General features: G+C 60.3%; 14 protein-coding genes. 9 read left to right on the top strand and 5 right to left on the bottom strand.

Annotated elements, in window-relative coordinates:
• Positions 1–298: 298 nt before the first annotated feature.
• Positions 299–2620 carry a winged helix-turn-helix domain-containing protein gene (locus tag LAN64_11155; GenBank protein ID MBZ5568394.1) on the bottom strand — a complete coding sequence of 774 codons (2322 nt, stop codon included), beginning with the start codon at positions 2618–2620 and terminating at the stop codon, positions 299–301.
• Between the two features lie 232 nt (positions 2621–2852).
• Here LAN64_11155 and LAN64_11150 point away from each other — a divergent pair, with 232 nt between their 5' ends.
• The 6 genes from LAN64_11150 (at position 2853) to LAN64_11125 (ending at position 8947) form a co-directional block, all read left to right on the top strand.
• Positions 2853–3458: a hypothetical protein gene (locus LAN64_11150; protein MBZ5568393.1), complete on the top strand. Its 606-nt coding sequence runs from the start codon at positions 2853–2855 to the stop codon at positions 3456–3458.
• A 113-nt stretch (positions 3459–3571) separates the two neighbouring features.
• A complete protein-coding gene (locus LAN64_11145) occupies positions 3572–4303 on the top strand; it encodes a sigma-70 family RNA polymerase sigma factor (GenBank protein ID MBZ5568392.1) in 732 nt (243 codons plus the stop codon).
• A 45-nt stretch (positions 4304–4348) separates the two neighbouring features.
• On the top strand, positions 4349–5449 hold the full coding sequence (locus LAN64_11140) for a hypothetical protein (protein MBZ5568391.1): 1101 nt from the start codon (positions 4349–4351) through the stop codon (positions 5447–5449).
• 381 nt (positions 5450–5830) lie between these two features.
• A complete protein-coding gene (locus LAN64_11135) occupies positions 5831–6499 on the top strand; it encodes a DUF3455 domain-containing protein (GenBank protein MBZ5568390.1) in 669 nt (222 codons plus the stop codon).
• Positions 6500–6624: 125 nt separating this feature from the next.
• Positions 6625–7302, top strand: coding sequence for a sigma-70 family RNA polymerase sigma factor (locus LAN64_11130; protein MBZ5568389.1), 678 nt, complete (start codon positions 6625–6627; stop codon positions 7300–7302).
• A gap of 190 nt (positions 7303–7492) precedes the next feature.
• Positions 7493–8947 carry a TIGR03118 family protein gene (locus LAN64_11125; protein MBZ5568388.1) on the top strand — a complete coding sequence of 485 codons (1455 nt, stop codon included), beginning with the start codon at positions 7493–7495 and terminating at the stop codon, positions 8945–8947.
• Positions 8948–9312: 365 nt separating this feature from the next.
• Here the strand turns inward: LAN64_11125 and LAN64_11120 are convergent, their stop codons facing one another.
• Positions 9313–9693, bottom strand: coding sequence for a transposase (locus LAN64_11120; protein MBZ5568387.1), 381 nt, complete (start codon positions 9691–9693; stop codon positions 9313–9315).
• A gap of 14 nt (positions 9694–9707) precedes the next feature.
• On the opposite strand from LAN64_11120, the gene LAN64_11115 reads away from it, so the two are divergent.
• From LAN64_11115 to LAN64_11105, 3 genes are all read left to right on the top strand, one after another.
• Positions 9708–10208, top strand: a complete 501-nt coding sequence (locus LAN64_11115) for an AAA family ATPase (protein MBZ5568386.1) — start codon at positions 9708–9710, stop codon at positions 10206–10208.
• A 154-nt stretch (positions 10209–10362) separates the two neighbouring features.
• Positions 10363–10683, top strand: a complete 321-nt coding sequence (locus LAN64_11110; protein ID MBZ5568385.1) for a hypothetical protein — start codon at positions 10363–10365, stop codon at positions 10681–10683.
• A 588-nt stretch (positions 10684–11271) separates the two neighbouring features.
• Positions 11272–14142 carry a protein kinase gene (locus LAN64_11105; protein ID MBZ5568384.1) on the top strand — a complete coding sequence of 957 codons (2871 nt, stop codon included), beginning with the start codon at positions 11272–11274 and terminating at the stop codon, positions 14140–14142.
• Between the two features lie 92 nt (positions 14143–14234).
• Here the strand turns inward: LAN64_11105 and LAN64_11100 are convergent, their stop codons facing one another.
• From LAN64_11100 to nifJ, 3 genes are all read right to left on the bottom strand, one after another.
• Positions 14235–18308, bottom strand: coding sequence for a putative Ig domain-containing protein (locus tag LAN64_11100; GenBank protein ID MBZ5568383.1), 4074 nt, complete (start codon positions 18306–18308; stop codon positions 14235–14237).
• A 458-nt stretch (positions 18309–18766) separates the two neighbouring features.
• Positions 18767–19780 carry a dihydroorotate dehydrogenase-like protein gene (locus tag LAN64_11095; protein ID MBZ5568382.1) on the bottom strand — a complete coding sequence of 338 codons (1014 nt, stop codon included), beginning with the start codon at positions 19778–19780 and terminating at the stop codon, positions 18767–18769.
• Positions 19780–23376 (bottom strand): pyruvate:ferredoxin (flavodoxin) oxidoreductase, encoded by a 3597-nt coding sequence (gene nifJ, locus LAN64_11090; GenBank protein MBZ5568381.1) that lies wholly within the window; start codon positions 23374–23376, stop codon positions 19780–19782. The genes LAN64_11095 and nifJ overlap by 1 nt, the downstream gene beginning before the upstream one ends.
• Positions 23377–23388 lie beyond the last annotated feature (12 nt).

The raw sequence follows: 23388 nt of genomic DNA, 5'->3' as shown, positions 1-23388 counted from the left end.
CAGATACTCCCGGCAGGCCTGCTCGCTGCTGAACCGCGCTTCCAGTTCCGCCAGCGTCCTGGGATAATCCTCCACGACCTGCAGCATGGCCCAGCACACTACCTGTTGGGGTCACCTGAGTCAAGTGGATACCCCTCTTCTGATATTCGGTGCCTCCGCGACTACCCGCGCTGTTCGCGACGCTGTTCGCCGGGCACCTTGTCCAATGGATCCGCCTTGGTCGCAGGTGATAAGGGAAGCATCCACGCCAGTACTTCGCAGGCGGGATCGAGAAACGCGCAAACTCGTCATTCGTTGCTCAATGCAGCTTGGAGTATTCCGCCTTGGCTTCCTTCAGAATGGGCACGTCCGGGTCGGCGTCTCTCCAGAGTGCGAGGAAGTCTTGGTAGGCGCCCTTGGCTTTGCCTTGGTCTCCCGACAGAACATAGGCCCTGCCCAGTCCCAAGTGCGCCAGTGCGCCGATGGGCTCACTTCGGACGACGCCGGGATGATCGAGAATTTTCTGAAACTCCGCTGCCGCCGCGGTGCCTTGCTTCGCTGCTAGATATGCCTCGCCGCGCAAGTAAACCGGGTAAAGAACGAACGTCAGGGTCTCAAGGTTACCCCCGAGTTCGTAAGGCGCTCCCGCCTGGGCCTCTGTGGCCTTGGGGCCATCGCTGACGCGAAGCAACGCGGCGGCATGGATCGCAGGCAAGTAGTTGAATTGCACAAACGTGTCTTCCGGGAAGCGCTTTGCCAAATCGTTCGCCAGGCGCATGGCCTGGGCGGAATCGCCTGCCATCGCCAGCGCGATTGCCGACAAAGCCTCCACATCTCTTGCGTTCGAGAGCACGAGCGCCGCTTGCGCCTCCTGTTTCGCCAAGCCCAGATTGCCCACCAGCGCCTCGCGTACCGCGGCTTGGGCTTGATATAGCGCCGCCGCCTCTTTTTCATCTCCTCTTCGGGCGGATTCGATGGCGCGCCGGGTCAGCACACGCGCCTTAGCAAGCTGCCCGAAATACAGGGCTGTGTCCGATTCATGGTTGAGCATTTGGTCTTCGTATCCCGCCTTGCCCATCAGTCCAGCCGCCTCCGACTCCATCCCCGCCGCGTCATGCTGAAGAAAATCGACCCAGTAAAGATTGAGGTGAATCTCCGGTGAGTCAATCTTGTGGGCCTGCGCCTCCCGCGCCGCAGCTCTCGCTTCGTCCAGACGGTTGAGTTGCAGATACCCGCTTACGAGATTTGCGTACCTGTTTCCGGTTCCGGCGCTGACTCTCAATACCTTTTCAAACGCAGCGAGTGCTTTATCGAAGTCGCCCAGTTCGCTGTAGATGAGGCCCAGATTGTTGAGTGGAACGTCGCGTGGGTAAGTTTGCGCCGACAATTCATAGACCTTGCGGGCCGCTTCCAGATTTCCGGTAACGAAAAGTTCGTGGTGGGAGGCAATGTAGAGCTTCTCCCGCTCGCTCGCACGTTCTCGCAGTTCATACGCCCGGCGGACGCTCTCCGCAGCATGAACCGTATCGTAAAGGTTGGAATAACAGGTTCCCATCCTGGCATAGGCCATGGCGAAATTCGGGTCTAGGCTGATCGCACGCTGGAACAACGGGATCGCGGCGGGCCAATCGCTCTTCACGATCATGGCCTGGTACCCGAGGCTGTAGGCTTTGAGGGCAGCCAGCGATGGAGTAGTGACGCTTTCCGCTGGGGCGTCATACCTCTGCACCGAGGCTAGCGACTCGCCCAACTTATTGCGGATCTGCGAAGCCACCTTTCCCAGGGCATCGAGAACATGGTTTTTGTCAGCGGCCTGTGCCTCCGCGCTGCCCAACGATTCCCCGTTTGAGCAGTTGATCGCTTTCAGGGTCAGAAGGTACTGCGTGCCAACCTGCGCAATCGTCCCATCCAGAACCGCCGCGCTCGCCGTGCGCTGGCAAACTTCGCGGGCGAGTTCGTGGGTCAGGTGGGAGTCTTTGGGCTGGGACATGAGAGATAGCGTCTGCGCGATGCGCTCGTCGGAAAGCAGATTCAAGAACGGCGACTGCTCCAGTTGCGAGGAAAGCCCTTGCCGCAACGCGCCATCGAAGACGGGATCCCCCGTGGGGTTGGCGAAGTCGGCCAGCACGACCGTGTCTTTGTCGGTGAGCCGGGTGGGACGGCGGATCACCAAGACGGCGGAAACCAGGACCGCAATCAGCAGGAGTCCGGCGGCCGGCAGCCACCAGCGCAGAGACCGAGCCGGCGAGGTGGGTGCAGGCGCAACCGGTAGCAACGGCTCTTCCTGCGCAACGCCGGATGGCTGCATGGATGGGCTGGGTTTGCCGTTGTCCTGGACCTCCTTGACCGGCGCAACAAATCGGTATCCCCGCTTGGGCACAGTCTCGATATATCGCTGCCCTCCGGGGGTCTCGCCCAGCACTTTGCGCAGTGCGGAGATATTGACCGTCAGGTTGGCCTCTTCCACAAAGCTGTCAGGCCACACCTGCTGCATGAGTTCGTCCTTGGTCAACAGCCGGCCATTGTTCTGAATCAGCGCGACCAGGATCTCGAACGACTTCGGAGACAGCGAAACCGGCTTGCCCGCGCACAGCAGGAGATGCTCCCGGGGGTCACAGCGGAATTTTCCAAATTCGTACAAGACCTTTGTTTCCAGGGGAATGACGATCTTTGGAACTTCTTTGGAATTTACCTGGAAATTCTTGACGAGCCCTTAAGGACGATTTCGAACGGCGCCGCCTAGCTTGCTCATGGGCCGGCGGTCTGGCGGCGAATAGGTCAGATTCTAGTGGAAGCAGTTGGATGCCGCAAGAGTTTGCACCAACATCCAGAGGATCAACGGCCCTACTAAGTCCAATAGCAAGGAGAGCGAAGTGAACAACAATCGCAGTGGAAGATTCTGGTATGGCAAGGCGGCTCGGAACATGGTCCGTGGATTGCTCGTATCGATCGCGGCACTAGCCGTCTCTGGCATCGCCTCTGCTCAAAACAGTGCGTACCAGAACACCTACAACCATGGTCCCGCGCTGGTGAAATTCAAGGGCGCGATCGGGGTCGATCCCCTTTCCAGTGTCGCCGCGAATGGGACTGTCAACCTAAACATCGTCAGGGGTGTTAACCCGGGCGCACCTTGGACGATCGCTGGCCTCGACGCGGATGTAAGGTCCGACGGGCATATCAGGGTTGAGGGACGCGGCCTGCTTCTGGCCAACGGCAACGGCATCGGAACTAACGGCTCGCAGAGCGTCCACGCCACCCTCTTCTGTGGGCCTGCTGCCGCCGCTACCGCTCATGACTCAACCCTCGCCGGGGTGGCTCTCGAGCCCGACGGGGACTTCAGAATCGACGATTCCCTGTCGCCGGCTCCGCCGAATCCCTGTAGCACTCCGGTACTGCTTATCCGGAATGTGGGGGGAGTTTGGTTCGCCGCAGGTATCCCGAGGGTCGAAGAGGAACCAAGCCACTCAGACACGGAGTAGGTCGGGCGTGGCCCGCCCGGACGGCTCGAGCAATGCAAAGGGCCCTTTATCCACCGGCGAGGTGGGAACGATCACGAATCCCACCTCGTGCATTTCAGAACAGGAGACTGGCAGTGGGACGAACTGAGTATCAGGGCAAGAATGCGACGTTGCCCTTCGGCGACTCAAGGATCTCGAACACCCCTAAGCCGACGCGATATTCGTCTTTGTCCCTGAAGGACCTCGTCTGTCTCTGCGCCGGCCCTCCTGATGAACAGGCATGGGAGGAGTTCGTTTCCCGCGTCGGAAAACCCATCAGCCTCACCATAATCCGCACAGCCTCCCTGTGGGGCGAACCCTCTCGGTCCCTGGTTGAGGACCTGGTCCAGGTAACCTACCTCAAACTCTGGGAAGACGGCTGCCGCCTCCTGCGGGACTTTGCTATCCAGCATCCCGAAGCTATTTTGGGATATATAAAGAAAACTGCAGCCAATGCCGCTCACGACTATTTCAAGCATGGTCATAGTCAATCATCCGGAGGCGACCAGCCTCATGTTTCCACGAGCGATGTCGATCCCGAGGGAGGGAACGAGGCTCTTGGGAGCCAAGAGAAAATCGCCTTCGGAGTTTTACTGAGTGAGATTGATGAACTCCTGAAGCGTGGCTTGACCGGGCCCGACCAAAAGCGTGATCGAATGATTTTCTGGCTCTACTTCCGGCAAGGAATGAGTTCCAAGGAAATCGCCTCCCTGCCGACCATAGGACTGAGCGCCAAGGGAGTTGGAAGCGTCATTGAACGGCTGAAGCATTGCATCCGAGAGCAGATCCTTGAATTCCGATCGGATTCCGACGATGACGAGGAGTAGCTAAAAGCAAATTCCCTCGGGAATTCGTATTGGTCATATAAGGGAGTGCCGGAATTGCGCCGTCCATTCGACAAACATATTGACAGCCACGAGCTTGACGCTCTGGTGCCCTCGCCGTCGGAGACCGCGCAAGAGCTCCACGGGCCCTCTCCGGACGCCGTTCGCGAGGCCGAGCGTCACCTGCAGACATGCGGGGATTGCAGCAGGAAGGTATCGAAATACCGGCAAGTCGTGAATCAGCTTTCGCAGGTGGCGGTCTCGGAAGCCGCACCGCCGGAGGTCGACTGCCCTGAAGATAACGATGTCGACTGGCATGAAGTGGCCGCCGGACTGTGGCCGGAGTTGAAGGCAGCGCAGTTGATCATGCATGCCGCGCTCTGCGACCACTGCGGACCCCTGCTTCGCGCTGCTACGTCCGTGGACGACGACCCGACTCCTCAGGAAGAAGGGCTGCTGGCGCAACTGAAGGCGCCGTCGCAGCCAGTGGTGAAGACCCAGCGAGAACCAATTCCACCCGACCCTTGGGAGCTGCCCGTCTGGCGGCGCTTTCTGCAGTGGAAGGTACTCGTACCAGCGCTAGCGCTGATGGCGATTGTCGCAGTGTTAAGTACGAAACCCCCGTCATCATCGACGCCACTCTCTGGGCTGAAGTTTGCCGAGTTCGCCGTTCGTACTCACCGGCAGTATGCTCAGGGAAGTCTTGCGCTTGGCATTCGCTCGGATTCGCAGCAGACGCTCAATGAATGGTTTAAAGCGAAGTCACCGTTTTCACTGGCTTTGCCGGCGTCCCCTGCTGCCCCGGGAGAGGAGCGACCTTTTCGTCTGGAGGGCGCGCGGCTAGTGCAAGTCGGCAGCAAGCCCGCTGCCTACATTGCTTACCAGATGCAGACAGGCCTTGTGAGCCTGGTAGTGACGCCCGATGCGGTGGCCGTCGCTTCAGGAGGAGTCGAAGTCGATTATAAGAAGGTGAGCTTCCACTACCGCACGTTCGAGGGCTACAAGGTTGTTACCTGGTCGCTGCACGGGCAAACTTACGCTTTGGTTTCCCAGGAAGGAAATAGCACGCAGCGATCCTGTATGGTGTGCCATTCCGCTATGAGAGACCGCGACCTAAGCGAAACGCCGACTCCTTTGCGTGCCTTTTGATCCCTTCCTACAAATACTACTTCTAGGGATAGAACAATTCCCGAGCGCGCGCGGTGTCGGCAGGGAGACTACGCGCGTTTGACTTTCGGCGAGCTTACGAATTCCTTTTGTTCCACGCGATCGTCAAGGTGCATCGCTTTCACGCCCGCAATGACTCTCCTTTCACGAAAAAGGAAAGTCTCCCGAGATCTCGTTATGTCTGGTGTGGGCAGTTACGACTTCCACGTAACTGTTAGCAGAGCACAAACAACAGGTCCCATGTAAGGCCATTTTGATCCGCATGACAGCAATGCGGTGAACAGCCTTCGAACTAGTTGTGTGCCTTAACAACTTCAACCGTTCGCAACCTTGAAATAACAACGAGAAATGGAGAAAAAGGAAATGAGTTACAACCTAGGTCAGAGGCCCAACAAGACTGAAGGAGCTCGGAGCCTGTTGGTAGCCGCTCTGGTGCTCGCATGTGCATTCGGCACAGTCATCCCCGCAGCGGCGCAGAAAGTCACGCCCCCGCCTACTCCTTCCCAGATTACACCGGAGGCAGGAAACGTTGCCTTTGCGGTCGGCCACGCGCAGGGTACGCAAGGCTATATCTGCCTGCCCACCAGCACCGGCGGCACTTCCTGGACCGTCCTCGCCGCTCGCCCGGAAGCCACCCTTTTCGTGAAGATCTTCGGGAAGGACGTCCAGATCATCACGCACTTCCTCAGCCCCGATAACACCGCCGACCGGGTCCCCCGCGCCACGTGGCAGAGTTCCTTCGATACCAGCAGGGTGTGGGCAGCTAAGGTGAATGGGATCCCCGCCGGCTCCGACCCCGCGAGTTGCCCAAATACGGGTGCAATCGACTGCCTCTTATTGGGGACCAAGGCGACGCAAGATGGGCCGACGGGCGGTAAATTCCTGAGCAAGACCACCTTCGTCCAGCGTTTGAATACCCGAGGGGGATCTGCCCCGGCTGACAATGCCGGCTGCTTGTCCTCTGCCGATGTGGGTCACCAACTGCTCGTGGGTTACACGGCCGATTACTTCTTCTACCGCAAAGCGGAATAAAACGCTGCGGAGTTGGGTTGTGCACGTGGAGAGCATCAAGCGTAGGTGCTCTTCGCGTACACGCCCGGCTGGTCAAGGCTATGAAATGCTGCATTGGCGGGATTGATCGTGGACAGGAGTTCGCTATGGCAACCCGGAGAATACAGCAAGAAATCGACACCAGCAACGACCTCGCGCTGGTTCATGCGGCCAAACGGGGAGACATGACCGCGTTTGAACAACTGGTTGAGCGTTACACCGCCATGATTTTCCGGGTCGCAATGCACATCATGAATTCGCGTGAGGATGCCGAAGATATCGTGCAGGACGCGTTCCTGAAGGCATTCCAGCATTTGCAGCGCTTTGAAGAACGCTCGCGCTTTTCGACCTGGCTGACCAGGATCGCGGTCAACGCCGCCCTGATGAAGCTTCGCAACTTGCGACGGGCAACGACTATTTCCCTAGACCAAGAGGCAGACGATGGCAGCACTGTAGCAGACAAGGTCGCTGACTGGAAACCCAACCCCGAGCAGCTCTTTAGTCGAACCGAGCTCAGAGAAATCCTGCAGCGAGCCCTTGCTTCACTGCCACACTCTTACAGAGTTGTTTTCTTGTTGCGTGACGTCGAAGGTGCGTCCGTCGCGGACACAGCAGAGATGCTGGGGCTGAGCATTCCCAATGTGAAGGCACGCTTGTTCCGCGCGCGGATAAAGCTCCGTGAACACCTCAGCAGGTACTTCGCGCGCCGCAGTAATGCGGCAGCGTCGTCGCTACCTCTGAAGCAGATTGTCAGCGACTTACGGGCCTCGGCAGCGGCGCCTTAGCGGCGGGTGCTCGGTTCGCCAGAGTAATCAATCAGGACATTTCGCTTGCTACAAGCGCGACGAAAAGGGGGGAGCTTTGAAGCGCAGGTTTTTATCTCACGCAACCGTTCTCGGATTCGCCCTGTTGCTCGGCGCCATGAGTGCCGTCGCACAGACCAACTCCTACCAACAAACGAATCTGGTCTCTGACATGGCTGGAGCGGCCGCACACACCGACCCCAGGCTGATTAATCCTTGGGGAATTGCATTTGTCCCCGGTCAACCATTCTGGGTTGCCGATAACAACAGCGGATTCGCCACTACTTACGATGCGAACGGCGTCTCGCAGTTCAATGTTCTGATTCCCGCTCCACGAGGCAGCGCTTCGCCGGCGACGCCTACCGGTGTGGTCGTCGCCCAGACCGGCGGATTCATCCTCGGCGGCGCTCCCAGCCAGTTTCTTGTCGCGACCGAAGATGGAACCATCTCCGGCTGGAACGGAACGGGGAATGCGATCCTCGCCATCGATCACTCGACCGCTGGAGCCGTGTACAAGGGATTGGCGATCCTGAGTCCCGCCTGTTGTGCGACCTTTCTTGTGGTCGCGAATTTTCACAGCGGGTCGATCGAAGCGTACACGCTAAGCTTCGAGCCGCTTGCGCCTCCGGGATCGTTCACCGATCCGGGCCTTCCGGCTGGCTTTGCCCCGTTCAACATTCAGCAGGTAGGAGATCAGGTGTTCGTGACTTATGCCAAGCAGGATGCTGCCAAGCACGATCCGGTAAACGCACCCGGAAACGGCATCGTCGACATCTTCGACCTGGAAGGCAACTTTGTAGAGCGGTATGCTCTGGGTGGCACCCTGAATTCTCCCTGGAGCGTGGTACAGGCCAGCAAGGACTTCGGCCGGTTCAGCAACGACATCCTGATCGGTAATTTCGGAGACGGCACAATCAATGCGTTCGATCCCGCGACCGGAGACTTTCTCGGTCAATTGAAAGATCAGACCGGGGCAACTATCACGAATGCTTCATTGTGGGGGCTGGTGTTCGGCGCCGGTGGAACAGGCGATACGAACACGCTCTACTTCACCGCAGGACTCGCCAACGAGGGTCACGGCTTGTTCGGCGCGATCACGGCCGCGGCGGAGCCCACCCTCGACTACTCGCTGACGGTGACTCCGCAAGATGCGACGGTCGCGGCGGGAGGGTCGGCCAACTTCACGCTCACCATTACGCCGGCGAATGGATTTGCCGGCACGGTCAGCTTGTCGTGCGCGGCTCCGACGGGCGTGACCTGCGCCTTCAATCCGCCGACCGTGACTCCGGGCGCGGGCGCGGCGACCAGCATACTGACAGCCACGACCTCGACTTCAGTGCAACACTACGGCCGGCTCAGAGGGATGGGCACGTTGCTTGCTAGTGCGGGCTTATTTTGCTGCTTTTTTGCCGGCGTGGGTAGATCTCGCCGAGGGCTGCACTCCAGGCTGCTGGCTGGATTCGCGATCACGCTCATTCTGGGATCCCTGATCGCTTCGACCGGCTGCGGCAGCGGTGGCGGCATCAGCGGCAGTAATCGGGCGAATCGTGGAACCGCATCGATTGTTATAACCGCAACTTCGGGCGCGTTGAGTCACACGTCCACGATTAATCTCACGGTTCAGTAACCGCTGCGCCGTTGTAATAGCCAAGGGTATGTAGAGCCATCGAGGATGTCCTCACGGCAGAAGTCGAATCCTAGTTGAAAGGACGAGTTGATCGGACACCCATTGGCCGAGCCCCGGCTGCTGCGCATCGCCGTTTTTCCAGCGAAGTATCGCAACAAGGGATGACAGCCACCTATCAGAAGCGTTTTCGATGAGGAAGCTAGGAGGAACCCGCTTGCGTTTGCGGCGGACGCAGTGCGCTATGGGATTTGAACGGGAGCGTTGCGGAATGGACTTGGGCAGAGTGGACGGGCACCAATCGAGGAGAGCATTGTCAACCAACTGTCGGGACATCGCCCTCACGCTAACAACCCCATCGCTTGAGTCTATGAATGCTGCGCGACCCACTCAGCAGGAGTAAGGTCTGTGAGGCGCTGGATCGGGAGATCGGCAAACCCGGGGAGAACCACGGCCAGATAATCGCGCACGGAGAGTTTCAACCTACGGCAGCTTTCCACGACCGAGAGAATCGCCGCAACCTTAGGTCCCGCCTGTGCACTGCCGATGTGTATCCAGTTCTTCCGGCCCAGAGCCACGGGACGCATTGAATTCTCCGCAAGGTTATTGCTCAGCTCAAGTTCCGGATATCCCAAGAATCGAGTAAGTTTCCTCCACAGTCTGAGCGCGTATTGGCAGGCCTTGCTGAGTGCACTGGAGGGCAATGCAATGGACTGTGCTGCCTTGATCTTGCTACGGATATCATCCAGGAGAGGCTTGGCTCATTATTGGAGGACTCCCGGGCGTGGGAAAGACCACGCTTGCCAGAGAGCTAGCTCGTCGACTCGGTGCAGTGCATGTGCGCATTGACTCGATTGAGCAAACCCTCCGCGATTCCGGAACGGTTACCCTGCCGCTTAATGACGCGGGGTATCGTATCGGGTATGCCGTCGCCGAAGACAATCTTCGCCTCGGTCTTACGGTCATCGCGGATTCTGTTAATCCCCTTCAACTTTCGCGCGACGCTTGGATCGCCGTTGCAAGGCGGGCGCAAGTGCCCGTTGCTGAAGTCGAGATTACCTGTTCTGATCGGCAGCGGCATCGGCAGCGGGTGGAAACGCGCACGACCGACATCAGCGGACTGAGGCTGCCAACATGGGAACAAGTTGTCTCGCGAGAGTACGACCCGTGGCACCGTGAGCACATCGTGATCGACACGACAGGGCGGAGCGTGGCGGAGAGCGTCGAAGAGCTTCAGGCAGCACTATTGAAAACCCGGTTTTAACCCCCGCGCACGGCGATAACAACTGGCGATAACAGCTCTTAGTCTAAGTTACAGATCGGGAGCCCGACCGAGATCGCCCCCCAGCGATAAAATGTGCCGGGGGGACACTACTATGGGGAGCCCTCAGTCCGGCGCGGAAGACCGCCCCACCACGATCCGCGACATGAGATGGTCGCCAGCAGAGAAAAAGCTGGCACGTCAAGCGTTTGAGCAGGCGCTCCACAGGGAGTTGGAGTCCGTCATCTGCGAGACACAAAGGCGTGCCGCGCATATCCAGCAGCCGAGCCAACTGTGGGAGCTGGAGGATTATCTGCGGGACAAGCGCAAGGACATTGATACCCGGTACGACTACCGTTACTCCGTGCTTCCGTTCGTCTTCGCCGACCTGATCGACACGGGTCGCCTCAGCGAGGAAGAACTGCACGGCCTGAGCGAGGAAAAGCTCGCCCACATTCGTGCTCTTGCATCGCTTTGACCTTGCTACCGCTGAGATCATCCGATTGACTCTTTGGGATCGCACAACGGGAGCAACGAGCAGTTCAAGACGTGGGCGGAAATAATCAACGCAGCGGATCGCCAAGACATCCTCCGTCAAGTCCGGGTGGATAAGCTGTCAACCGGGCGGAAGAAGGTCTTGAGCCAACTGCTGGGGAGTTGACGGTTTTCAGGCAGGCCATCGAATTGCCCTTTTCATGGTGCAGAATCGTAAGTTACGCTAACGGCTGTTATCAACAATCATGCAGCCGTAAATGGCCGCACTAGGTCATCGCATGAAGCGATTTATCCGAATAGCCGCAGCAACATTGGGATCCCTCGTACCGTTTCTCCATCAAATTTCCCAAACTCCAGGGCTCACCCGTTGCGGCTTCTGGTAATGAGCCGCAACCATCTGCGAGCCGCTGCAGTCACCTGCACTCACAAGCACAGTTGGCGCCATCGCGTATTGCGGTCATCGTGGCGACGATGAAATTCCGGATCAAATCGAGTTGGGCGACCGTTTCCTTTTGTATACTCGGGGTACTCTGGCCGGGAAGATGGCTCGCGTGTGCGCGGGCGGTTGATCATGGCAGATGACAAAAGCAAGCGCGCCGGCGCCCAGGTGACCAGCTCCGGTTTCGGACAGGACAAGACCTTCAGCGGGCAGTACGCCGCACCCGCGCCCGCGCTGTCGCCGGGCACAGTACTCGGGGGCCGCTACCAGATCCTGGAACTGCTGGGCGAAGGCGGCATGGGCGCGGTGTACAAGGCCAAGGACGTCGAGGTAGACCGCCTGATCGCGCTCAAGCTGATCCGTCCCGAGCTGGCGAGCAATCCCGCCATTCTGCAGCGCTTCAAGCAGGAGTTGGTACTGTCGCGGCAAGTTACCCACCGCAATGTTGTCCGCATCTACGACCTGGGCGAAGCCGAAGGCGTCAAGTTCATCACCATGGAGTACGTCGAAGGTGAGGACTTACGCTCGCTGCTGCGCCAACAGGGCAAATTCCCGGTCGGCGAGGCGATCGCGATCACGGAACAAATGCTAGCCGGCTTGCAGGCGGCGCACGCCGAAGGCGTCATCCACCGCGATCTCAAGCCGGGCAACATCATGCGCGATCCGCAGGGGCGCGTTGTGGTCATGGATTTCGGTCTGGCGCGCACCCTGGAAAGTGGCGGCATGACGCAGACGGGAATGATGGTCGGCACCATGGAATACATGTCGCCGGAACAGGCGCAGGCCAAGCCGGTTGACGTACGATCCGACCTTTACACGGTTGGCCTCATCTTTTACGAGCTGCTCTCCGGCAACGTGCCCTTCAAAGCGAACAGCGCGCTGGCAAGCCTGCTGAAACGGACGCAAGAGCGGGCGGTGCCGGTTGCCGAGGTCGAGCGTAGTGTGCCTCACGCCCTCAGTTCGATCGTGAGCAAGTGCCTGGAGCGCGATCCGTCCCAGCGGTACCAGGCGGCACAGCAAATCCTCGATGACCTGGCGGCGTTCCAGGGACGGACCACGGGCCGTTCGGGTGTCGTCGTTGCCGGCGCAAAACCCAACCGCATGGCGTGGATCGCCGCACCGGTCGCAGTGGCCCTGCTGGTCATTGCCGTAGCTCTGGGATGGTTCCTCACCCGCGGACGCGGCACGGGTACGGCGGCGCCGCATGCGCCCGTGTCGGTGCTGGTGGCGGACTTCGAGAACAAGACCTCGGATGGCGTATTCGACGGAACGCTGGAACCGGCGTTTGGCCTGGCGTTGGAAGGAGCGTCGTTCATCAGTTCCTTCAACCGCGCGCAGGCGCGCAAGATCGCTGCCCAACTGAAGCCGGGCACGACCGCGGTGGATGAACCCGTGGCGCGCCTGATCGCCGTGCGCGAAGGCGTCAGCGTGATCATCACCGGCTCGATCACGGCTGAGGGTGGCGGATACAAGCTGCGCTCGCAGGCCGAGGATGGGGTCACCGGCAAGGTGATTTCCACGCAGGAAGCCCAGGTGCAGAACAAGGACGCGGTTCTGAAGGCGGTGGGTGGGCTGGCGGCGGCGGTCCGCAAGTCGCTCGGCGACACTACGCCGGAATCGGTGCAGAAGGTGCAGGCCGAAACCTTCACTTCCAGCTCGCTGGAAGCGGCGCACGAATACGCCCGGGCGCAGGACCTGCAATGGGCCGGCAACTGGGGAGAAGCAGAACAGCACTATAAGAGGGCGATCGAACTCGATCCCAACATGGGGCGCGCGTATGCGGGGCTGGCGGCCACCGCCATCAACACCGGGCGGCGCAGCGAAGCGGAAAAATACTATCAGTCGGCCATGGCGCTGGTAGGCCGCATGAGCGACCGCGAAAAGTACCGCACCCGTGGCGGGTATTACCTGACGGTGCGTGAGCCGCAAAAGGCCATCGAGGAATACAGCGCCCTGGTGAAGCAGTATCCCGCCGACGCTTCGGCCTACGGCAATCTTGCCCTCGCTTATTTTTATATGCGCGACATGCCGAAAGCGTTGCAGGAAGGCCGGCACTCGGTCGAGGTCTCGCCGAAGAACCTTCTGCAACGCGACAACCTGGCGCTGTACGCGGTCTATGCCGGCGACTTCGCCACCGGCGCTCGCGAGGCGCGGACGGTGATCGAGCAGAACCCATCCTTCACGCTTGCCTATAACTCGCTGGCCATGGCACAAATGGGGTCGGGCGAGGTGGCGAACGCGGACCAGACATACCAGAAACTGGAAGGCTTGAACGCGCGGGGCGCATCCATGGCGTCGCTGGGACGCGCCGATGTGGCGCTGTTCCATGGGCGCGCGGAAGACGCCATTCCGCTACTGGAAAAGGGCATCGCTGCCGACCTGGCCAACAAGGACAAAGACGGCGCGGCGATCAAGTACATCGTTCTGGCGCAGGCGCACCTGCTGGCGGGACACGCCGCAGCGGCACAGGCGGCGGCTGACAAGGCGGTCACGCTGGTCAAGGAAGAGAGCGTCTTGTATTCGGCGGGGCAGGTATATCTGGAAACCGGACAACTGTCGAAGGCGTCGCAACTGGCTGCGCAGCTTGCCTCGCGCGTGGAACCGGAACCGCAAATCTACGGCAAGCTTCTGGAGGGCGAAACCAGCCTCAAGCGCAAGGATCCGCGCCTGGCGATCCAACTGCTCCAGGCGGCGCAGAAGATTACTGACACCTGGTTAGGTCACTATGATCTCGGCCGCGCCTACCTGGACGCCGGCATGTTCACCGAAGCCGATTCTGAATTCGAGCTATGCCTGCGGCGCAAGGGCGAGGCCAGCGCGGTGTTTTTGGATGACGTGCCGACGTTCCGCATTGTCCCACCGCTCTACTATTACCTCGGCCGTGTGCAGGAAGGGTTGAAGAGCCCTACGGCGGCCGATTCCTACAAGACGTTTGTCAGCCTGCAGGAAAAGGGCGCCGGGCCGCTGTTGAGCGACGCTCAGCGCCGTCTGAACTCCCACTAAATTTCCCGCACCCCCGCAGGCTCATTGGTGTTCACCGTTGCCTGTGAAGTGGTGGGGCGATGGGCGATGAGCCAACGCCCGAGCCACCGTAGTTATTCGTCGTCGTAGCCGTGGTGCACGCTGATGCTGAGGTTTGAGAGGGTCTGGCTCTGCTGCGGCACGGAAGAATCCGTTACCGTAACCGAGAAGTTGATCGTTCCTGTATGCGTGGGCGATCCGGTGATTTGCCCGGTTGCCGCGTTCAATGAGAGTCCGAAATCGGAAAGCGCCGTAGGCGGACTGACGCTCCAGGTGTACGGCGTGGTGCCGCCGGTGGCGCCAAACAGCGCGCTGTAAGGCTGGCCCACGAAGGCTGTGACCAGGGCGGGCGCGGTGGCCGAAAGCGGAAACACGACGTTGATCGTCTGCACGCTGGACACAGTGCTGTTCAAGGCATCCGTCACCCCGACGGTGAAGCTGGAAGAAACGGGTGTACTCGACGTGCCGCTGATAGTGGAGCCGTCCAAGGTGAAGCCCGCCGGCAGCGAACCGCCAGTAATCGCGTACTGATACGGGGGCAAGCCACCGCTCGTGTAGGTCGCAAGATTCTCCACGAGCGATTGATTTGTAAGCAGACTTTCATTGGCTGGCGGCGTGAACAAGAGAGGCGCGATTACCAGGATGCTCAGAGCCTGCTGCGCCACATGAGGCGTCGGCGAAGCTGCATCCGCCACCTGAACGATGAAGTTGTAGGTGCCGCCGGTGGTCGGCGTGCCGCTAATCACCCCGGCGGGGCTGAGGGAAAGGTTCGGCGGCAGGCTGCTGTCGCCGACTAGCGTCCAGGTGTAATTCGTAGTCGGCGGGCCGACGACGCCTCCGATCGCCATCAATTGCTGGCTGTAAGCACCGTCGGTGTTGGTGCTGGCGTTCGGCAGGGCCTTAGTGAGAATGGTCAAACTCAGCGGCGGCTGCGGATTGGGATTCCCCAAGTCTTGGGTGTTGATCGCTTGCGACACTGCCACTGGAGTGATGTTGTTGAGGACCATGCTCTGCACCTGGTCCGGCGTCAGCGGCGGCTGCGGATTGCCGTTCTGATCGAGCCCAGCGCTGATGCGCAACGTGATCTGCACCGTGTCGCCCGGTGCGACCGCGACCGTGGCATTGCCCACCGAGGGGTTGCCGACGGAAGGGTTGCCCAGAGTGCTGGGATCGGTCACGATGGGCGGCGCGGGAATGTTGGACAGGATCACGTTGGTAGGCTGCACTTGCAACGTGCAACCGTCGGTGCCACCCGGCTCGTTCAGGTAGTAAACCTTGTTGAGGATCAGTTGGAACTGCAGGTTAGACGGGATCGTGGAACCTCCGAATAGCTTGACCGTATAGGCGGAGGTTGTGTTTCCGGCGTTCGTCAGGTCGTAGCTGGCGTCGGTAACCGACGCGTTGCCAATCGACGGATTGCCGACCGAGGGATTGCCGATCGAGGGATTGCCGATCGAAGGATTCCCCACCGACGGATTCAACGCCGTCGCAAATGCTTGGTTTCCGACGGACGGATTGCCGACCGAGGGATTGCCCACCGAGGGATTGCCGACGGAAGGATCCAAAATCGACGGGTTACCGACGGAAGGATTTCCCACCGAAGGATTCCCAACGGAAGGGTTGTAAACCTCTGCATTCCCCACCGACGGGTTACCCACGGACGGGTTATCCGGGTTGATGATCGGCGGCGTTGTTGGATCAGGATTGATCACCGCGATGCCGCTTAAACCTCCAGCGACAGGCGTTCCGCCTGGCTGCGTGATCTCCTGCACGTTCACCGTTACGCTGGCGGTCGGATTCTGCGATTTCACGAAGACCGTGCTGGCTGCGCTCGACAGCGGGTTCACCGGCAGGTCCAGCGTGGTGACCGTTGGAGTAGGCGGAAACTGCTGAAATGTCGCCTGCCCCTGCGGATCGACCGAGCCATTGGCGAGCAGCGGTTGATTGGCGATGGTGAGGCGGAAAGTCTTCAGCACGCCGCTGGTGTTCTGCACCACCACCGAGAAGGCGCGCTGCAATAGCGTGGACGTGCCGGGCTGAGTGCCGAGCGGCTTCTGGTTGCCGGGAACGGTGACTACCAGCCCCGGCGCGATGCGCGCGGTATAGACATCCTGGTTGCGCGAGGCAACGAAATCCGGGTTGCAGGCGATGGTTGTCTTGGTGGGGTCGAACTTGCTGGTCGTGCCCGCGGTCGGGTTCGAGGGCGAATACGGCGGAGTGTACTGGGTCCAGTCCAGGCTGTGCGGCGGACGTACGTTGCGATTGTCGGTCCAAGTGGCATGGAAGACCGGCGGCCCGGCCGAGGTGTCGGTGTTGAAATGCCATTTCCCGCCCCGGAGAACGAATGTGGGCGCGCCCGCGACATCAATGTAGTCGCCCATGAAGGGCGCGTGCCCTTGCTGGAACATGGGAAGGTTGGGAGGGTTTACCTCCAACTGCTCGGCATAGGCAGAGTAAGGATTCTCGAACGGGTTGAGTCCGAACTGGTAATGAGCAACGCGGAACGAGGTGAACGCCGGTACCGTCAGGTTCAGCAGTGAGCGCGGGGAGGCTTGCGATGCCTGCACGTCCATGGTATGACGGCGCACCGTCAGCGGATTGCCGGGAGGCGCTCCGGCATCGTCAATCCAGGAATTGAACACGGCGGCATTGGTGGGGTTTCCCACCAGTTCGCCTTCAGGCAAGCGGTTTTCGTTGTAGCCGGTCTTATCGGCCAGCGGGATGAACTGTCCAATAGTGTGGTCCTCCCGGAGATCGTAATAGACCAGCGTCAGCTTGCCGGCGTTGAACGTCAGGGACGGCATCAACTGGTGGCCGCGACCGGACAGCGTGGTGAGCGGGTTGCCGTTGTCGTCGAGCACCGGATTGGTGTCCACCACCGCGGGCGGAGGTAGCGGAATGCCAACCAATCCTACCTGCATCATGATGCGCGCATCGCCGTTCGCCTGCCGCTGCGTCCAGGCCAGGTACATGCGGCCGGTGGTATCGGCCGCCATGGTCGGATAAGTGTTGGAGCGGAATGACGTTCCGGTAATGCCCTGATCGAACGGGCAGCCTGCGCCAGTTGGGTCCGTGTTGCAGGAAAGCGGAAAAGTGTGGGCCGCGAACGCCGGAGTGAACTTGGCGCCGCCGTTAAGCGACTCCGCCATCATGATTGCACCCGGTGTGCTGCCGCTGCCAAACTGTCGCCAGGCAACATAAATGACCGGAGGGAGCAAACGCTCGGTCCCGGGAATCGGGGGTGCGATGGCGATCACCGAGCCCTGGTTAACCGCCACCGGGCTGAGGGTAATCGGCGCGCTCCAGGTGCCTCCGCAATTGGTCGAGCGCGTGAACAGGATCATCGATTGCGTGCCGTTGTTCACGAAGTCGCTGAATGTCAGGTAGACGTTGCTGGCTGGAATGGTCTGGGTGCCGGTGGTTCCGTCCGGATTGGTATAGTTGACGCTGCAGGTTGCCGAACTGCGCGGCACATCCACCGCCAGCCACGGCTTGTCCAGGAATTGGGTTGCGGTCCCGCTCTGCACCGCGGTGGTTCCCAGGTAGCGAATCGGATCCAAAGGGGACACGGCGGTAAACAGCCCCGCCGTCTGCAGGGACGTCGGATCGCCGTTTTCCTTGTTGTTATTGTCAATAAAGCGGGAGACGAACACCTTGCCAAGATTATTGGTGCGGTTAAAAGCGATGCCCGCGTAATAGAACATCCCGTTGGCGCCGGAGCGCACGATGGGATCGGCCGCCGCCTGGAAGCCGAAGATCGGCGAGGCCGGCCCGCCCGGACGCTCGGCGCCCGAGGTGCGATCGGCGGGGAAGCCGGGCAGCAGGGTGCTTTTCCAGGTCGCCCCGCCATCGAACGACTTGAACACGCCTACCCAAGCATCCGCCGTCTGATCGCCATTCTTGGTGCCGAAAAGCTGCTCGAAGTCTACCGACCGGTAATCGTTGGCGCCACCCAGCATGTGGTTGGGGTTGCGGGTGGAAACCGCCATCGACGGTTCGTTCTGACGTTGCAGGAAGGGATCCCCAGTGGTCCAGTCGGTACCGGACACCATGTTGACGTTTGGACCGGCCGCGGGTAACTGCGCCCAAGCACAGATTGCGGTCACAAATAGCAGTGCAGTTGCCGATGAGATTAACCAGCGGTTCATTTGTCCCCCAAAAAACGTGCCGAAGCAACTCTGGCCCCAAGGAAGGAAAAACACGACAACGGCGTGGGCAAGACGGGCCCAGGAAAAAACTTAGTTTGTGTCGCACCGTCGGATTTTGAGCGAATTCCCCCGCACCGAGTGGAGAGATTTTTGCGGTTCAAAGCCGCCTTGTCAAGCAACAATCCGCCGCGCAGGGGATCATCGACTGGGGCCGAATTACCCTAGTGGGGGCAAACAGTTGAAGAAGGGGTCACGTTGTCGGAGGTGCACTGAAGACAGGGCAAAAACTACCTGTATAGTAAAAGGCTGGGCTTTGAGGCTTTCGCCTTCGAGTTCGCCGTTTGGTTCGGGTTCGGTGGAGGTGACGGGCGCGGGCGAGGGTGCCCGCGCCACATCGGATTCAGCGGCATCCACTAGAGAACAGGGCCAAGACAAATCGAAATCTCGCCGCAGGCCGCTTAGCCCGCCACCGCCTTCTTTGCTGTGTAGGAGCTCAGCACTCGCATGTAGTTGGCGCGTTCGTAGGTCGCCGGATCGGGCACCGATCGCCGCGACATGCTGCCCTGCATCTGGCGAATCGATTCGTATTCGTGTTCCTCCATCCAGTCACGCACCTGGCGCAGCACCTTTCCAATATGCCCGACCCCATTTTCCAGCAGCGCCGAAGTCATCATGGCTACGCGTGCGCCCACCATCATGCTCTTCAGCACATCCTCGCCGGTGTGGACGCCGCCGGTGATGGCCATGTCCGCCTTGATATGCCCGTACAAAATAGCTACCCAGTTCAGGCGCAGAAGGAGTTCATAGGAATTGCTCAATGCCAGCCGCGGCACGACTTCGAGCTCCTCAAGGTCGATGTCGGGCTGGTAGAAGCGGTTGAACAGCACCAAGCCATCGGCTCCAGCGCTGTCGAGCTTGTGCATGACGTGCGGGATGGAGCTGAAGAAGTGACTCAACTTGACGGCGAGTGGGATGCGCACCGCCGACTTCACCTGCTGCACCAGGTCGATGTACATCTGCTCCACCTGCGACCCGGGGATCTCGGGATTGGCGGCGACATAATAGGTGTTCAGTTCGATCGCATCCGCGCCGGCGTCCTGCATCATCTTGGCATACCGGGTCCAGCCTCCCATGGAACTGCCATTCAGGCTGGCGATGACGGGGATGTGCACCGCTTTCTTCACCCGGGCCAGGTGCTCCAGGTAGGCTTCGGGCCCATGGTTGTACTCTTCCAGATCGGGAAGATACCGCAGGGCCTCGGCGAAACTCTCGCTGCCTTGCTCCAGGAAACGATTCAGTTCCTCGCTCTCCAGGTCGATCTGTTCCTCAAATAGCGAGTGCATCACCACGGCGGCTGCACCGGCATCTTCCATCTGGCGCACGGCGTCGAGTTCCTTCTGCAAGGGTGAAGCCGAGACCACAACGGGATTCTTCAGGTTCAACCCAAGATAAGTGGTCGAGAGGTCGATCATTACTTGCCTCCTTTCGCCGCCAGCACGGCGGCATTCAGATCTTCCCCAGCGGGAAGCGAGGCCAGCCTCTCGTACAGTTCCCAACGGCTGCGCACATCTTCTTCGGCCTCCCGCAGAAGTTTCTTGGCCAGATCCTCATCCGCGTGGTTCAGGATGTTGAAGCGCGTTTCGTTCAGCATGTATTTCTGCAACGGCAGGCTCGGCGCGTGGGAATCCAGTTGCAGAGGATTCTTGCCCTGCTGTTTGAGCGCCGGGTTATACCGGAACAGCGGCCAGTACCCGGTTTGCACCGCCAGTTTCTGCTGGTCCATGCCATACATCAGGTCGTATCCGTGCGCAACGCAGTGACAGAAGGCCACGATCAGCGAAGGCCCCGGGTAAGCTTCGGCTTCTTCGAACGCCTTGACCGTTTGCGTGTCGCTGCCCCCCATGGCCACACGGGCGACGTACACGTTGCCGTAATTGACCGCCATGAGCGCCAGGTCTTTCTTGGCCGTTTCCTTGCCGCCGAAGGCGAAACGCGCTACCGCGCCGCGCGGCGTGGCCTTGGAGCGCTGGCCGCCGGTGTTGGAGTAAACCTCGGTGTCGAGCACCAGCACGTTCACATTCTGTGCCGAGGCCAGCACGTGGTCCAGGCCGCCGTAGCCGATGTCGTAAGCCCAACCGTCCCCTCCGATGATCCACAGGCTCTTGCGGACCAAAGAGTCGGCAATCGCCAGCAGATCGCGCGCCTCCGTCAGATCGGCTCCTTGCAGCTTGTCTTTCAGCAGCCGCACCTGCTCGCGCTGCCGATTGATGCCGTCGTTGCCTGACTGGTCGGTGGTCAGAAGCGCCGTAACCAGTTCACCGCCGATGCGTCCTTCCAGCCGCCGCAACAGGTCGCGCGCATATTCTTCCTGCTTGTTCAGTGCCAGCCGGAGCCCCAAGCCGAACTCGGCGTTGTCCTCGAATAACGAATTCGACCACACCGGCCCTCGGCCCTGGGAATTGATGGTGTATGGCGTCGTCGGAAGGTTGGCGCCGTAGATCGACGAGCAACCGGTAGCATTGGCCACCACCGCATGGTCGCCGAACAATTGCGTCATCAGCTTGATGTAGGGCGTCTCGCCGCAACCCGCGCATGCGCCCGAGAACTCGAACAGCGGCTGCAGCAACTGAACGTCCTTTACCTGCCCTGTCTTGAGATGCTCGCGGTCGGTGTCCGGCAGCGACATGAAGAAATCCCAGTTCTCGCGTTCGGCAGCGCGTAGCGGCGCCTGCATCTCCATGTTGATGGCCTTGTGCTTGACCTCCGTCTTGCTCTTGGCCGGGCAAATCTGCACGCACAAGGCGCACCCAGTGCAGTCCTCAGGCGCCACCTGCAGGGTGTAGCGCTGGGTTTCGAACTCCTTCCATTTTGGTTTCGTCGACTTAAAGCTGGAGGGCGCGCTTGCGAGGCGTGCCGGATCGTAGATTTTCGCGCGAATCACCGAGTGCGGGCACACCAACACACACTTGCCGCACTGAATGCAAAGCTGCTCGTCCCAGACCGGGATCTCCAGTGCGATGTTGCGCTTCTCCCATCGTGCTGTCCCGAACGGGAAGGTGCCGTCCACCGGAAGTGCGCTGACTGGTAGAAGATCGCCTTCTCCGGCAATGATGCGGGCGGTGACTCTTTGCACGAAGTCGGGCGCAGCCGCGGACACCGGCGGCGCCAGGCGGAATTGGCTCGTCGCTTGCGCCGGCAGCTTGACTTCGTGCAGTTGAGCCAGCGTCGCGTCCACGGCCGCAAAGTTCTTCTGTACGACCGCTGCGCCGCGTTTAAGGTAGGTTTTCTCAATGGCTTTCTTGATGGCGGCAATGGCTTCCTCGCGCGGCAGCACGCCGCTGATCGCGAAAAAGCAGGTTTGCATAACGGTGTTGATTCGGCGCCCCATGCCGGCGCCTTCCGCCACTGTGTCGGCGTCGATTACGTACAGGCGCAGCTTTTTGTCCAGAATCTCCTGCTGCATCGAGATGGGCAGCCGGTCCCAGACCTCGCCGGGAGGGTACGGACTGTTGAGCAGAAACGTGGCCCCGGGCTGCGCCAGCTTGAGCACGTCAAAGTGCTCCACAAAGGAGAACTGGTGGCAGGCCACGAAGTTCGCCTGCGTGATCAGGTAGGTGGAGCGAATCGGGCGCGGCCCGAAGCGCAGGTGCGACACCGTCATCGCGCCGGCTTTCTTCGAGTCATAAACAAAGTATCCCTGAGCGTAGAAGTCCGTGTCTTCGCCGATGATCTTGATGGAGTTTTTGTTGGCGCCAACCGTGCCATCCGATCCCAGCCCGTAGAAAACGGCGCGCACGGTATCGGAGCTCTCGGTCGAAAACTGCGGGTCGTACTCGATGCTGGTCCGGGTGACGTCGTCGATAATGCCGATGGTGAAATGGTTCTTGGGCTGCGCCTTGTTGAGTTCGTCGAACACCGCCTTCACCATGGCGGGATTAAATTCTTTCGACGAAAGGCCGTAGCGGCCGCCGATTACCCGCGGCATGGACTTGAGCGGCCCCTGGCCATGGGACAGTGACTCGCTGAGCGCCACCGCGACGTCAACGTAGAGCGGCTCGCCGGTGGCACCAGGCTCTTTGGTGCGGTCGAGGACGGCCAGCGACTTCACCGTCGGCGGCAGCGCCGCCAGGAAATGCTCGGCGGAGAACGGCCGGAACAAGCGTACCTTGAGCAGGCCGACCTTGCCGCCCTTCGCATTCAGGTACTCCACCGTTTCCTCGGCTGCTTCCGCCCCGGAGCCCATCATGATGATGACCCGCTCCGCATCCCGCGCGCCGACATAATCGAACAGGTTATAGCGACGGCCCACGACCTTGGCGAACCTGTCCATCGTCTTCTGTACGATGGCAGGACATTCCAGGTAGTACGGATTGCCGGCTTCCCGGGCTTGGAAGAAAACATCGGGATTCTGGGCGGTACCGCGCAAAACCGGCCGGTCTGGGGAGAGCGAGCGCAGACGATGTGCGCGCACCAGTTCTTCATCCATCATCGCCCGCATATCTTCGACGGATAATGCCTCGATTTTTGCCACTTCGTGCGAGGTGCGGAACCCGTCGAAGAAGTGGAGGACAGGAATACGCATCTCGAGAGTCGCGGCGTGCGCGATCAGAGCGTGGTCCATGGCCTCCTGCACCGAGTTGGAAGCCAGCATGGCGAATCCGGTCTGTCGACAGGCCATCACGTCGCTGTGATCGCCGAAGATGGAGAGCGCGTGCGTGGCCACGGTGCGCGCCGCTACGTGAATGACACAGGGCGTGAGCTCCCCCGCGATCTTGTACATGTTGGGGATCATCAGCAGCAGGCCTTGCGATGCGGTAAAGGTAGTGCCGAGCGCACCCGCCTGAATCGCTCCGTGCAATGCTCCGGCTGCTCCGCCTTCGCTCTGCATCTCCACCACCGTGGGCACCACGCCCCAGAGATTGGTTTGGCCCTTGGCCGCCCACTCGTCGGCGAATTCGCCCATGTTCGAAGATGGCGTGATCGGGTAAATTGCGATTACTTCGCTGGTGTGGAAGGCAGCGTAGGCCGCGGCTTCATTGCCGTCGATTGTCACCATAGACTTCTTCATGATTGCGGCTCC

Source organism: Terriglobia bacterium, from assembly GCA_020073185.1.
Taxonomy (GTDB): Bacteria; Acidobacteriota; Terriglobia; order Terriglobales; family Acidobacteriaceae; genus JAIQGF01.
Note: the sequence above shows the minus strand (reverse complement) of the source record. Positions and strands in the feature narration are given on the sequence as shown.

What these genes read in the sequence shown, in the direction of transcription:
- LAN64_11135 (MBZ5568390.1), top strand. Translation starts at nt 5,831, where the DNA reads ATGAGTTACAACCTAGGTCAGAGGCCCAACAAGACTGAAGGAGCTCGG.
- LAN64_11130 (MBZ5568389.1), top strand. Translation starts at nt 6,625, where the DNA reads ATGGCAACCCGGAGAATACAGCAAGAAATCGACACCAGCAACGACCTC.
- LAN64_11125 (MBZ5568388.1), top strand. Translation starts at nt 7,493, where the DNA reads ATGGCTGGAGCGGCCGCACACACCGACCCCAGGCTGATTAATCCTTGG.
- LAN64_11105 (MBZ5568384.1), top strand. Translation starts at nt 11,272, where the DNA reads ATGGCAGATGACAAAAGCAAGCGCGCCGGCGCCCAGGTGACCAGCTCC.
- LAN64_11100 (MBZ5568383.1), bottom strand. Translation starts at nt 18,308, where the DNA reads ATGAACCGCTGGTTAATCTCATCGGCAACTGCACTGCTATTTGTGACC.
- LAN64_11095 (MBZ5568382.1), bottom strand. Translation starts at nt 19,780, where the DNA reads ATGATCGACCTCTCGACCACTTATCTTGGGTTGAACCTGAAGAATCCC.
- nifJ (MBZ5568381.1), bottom strand. Translation starts at nt 23,376, where the DNA reads ATGAAGAAGTCTATGGTGACAATCGACGGCAATGAAGCCGCGGCCTAC.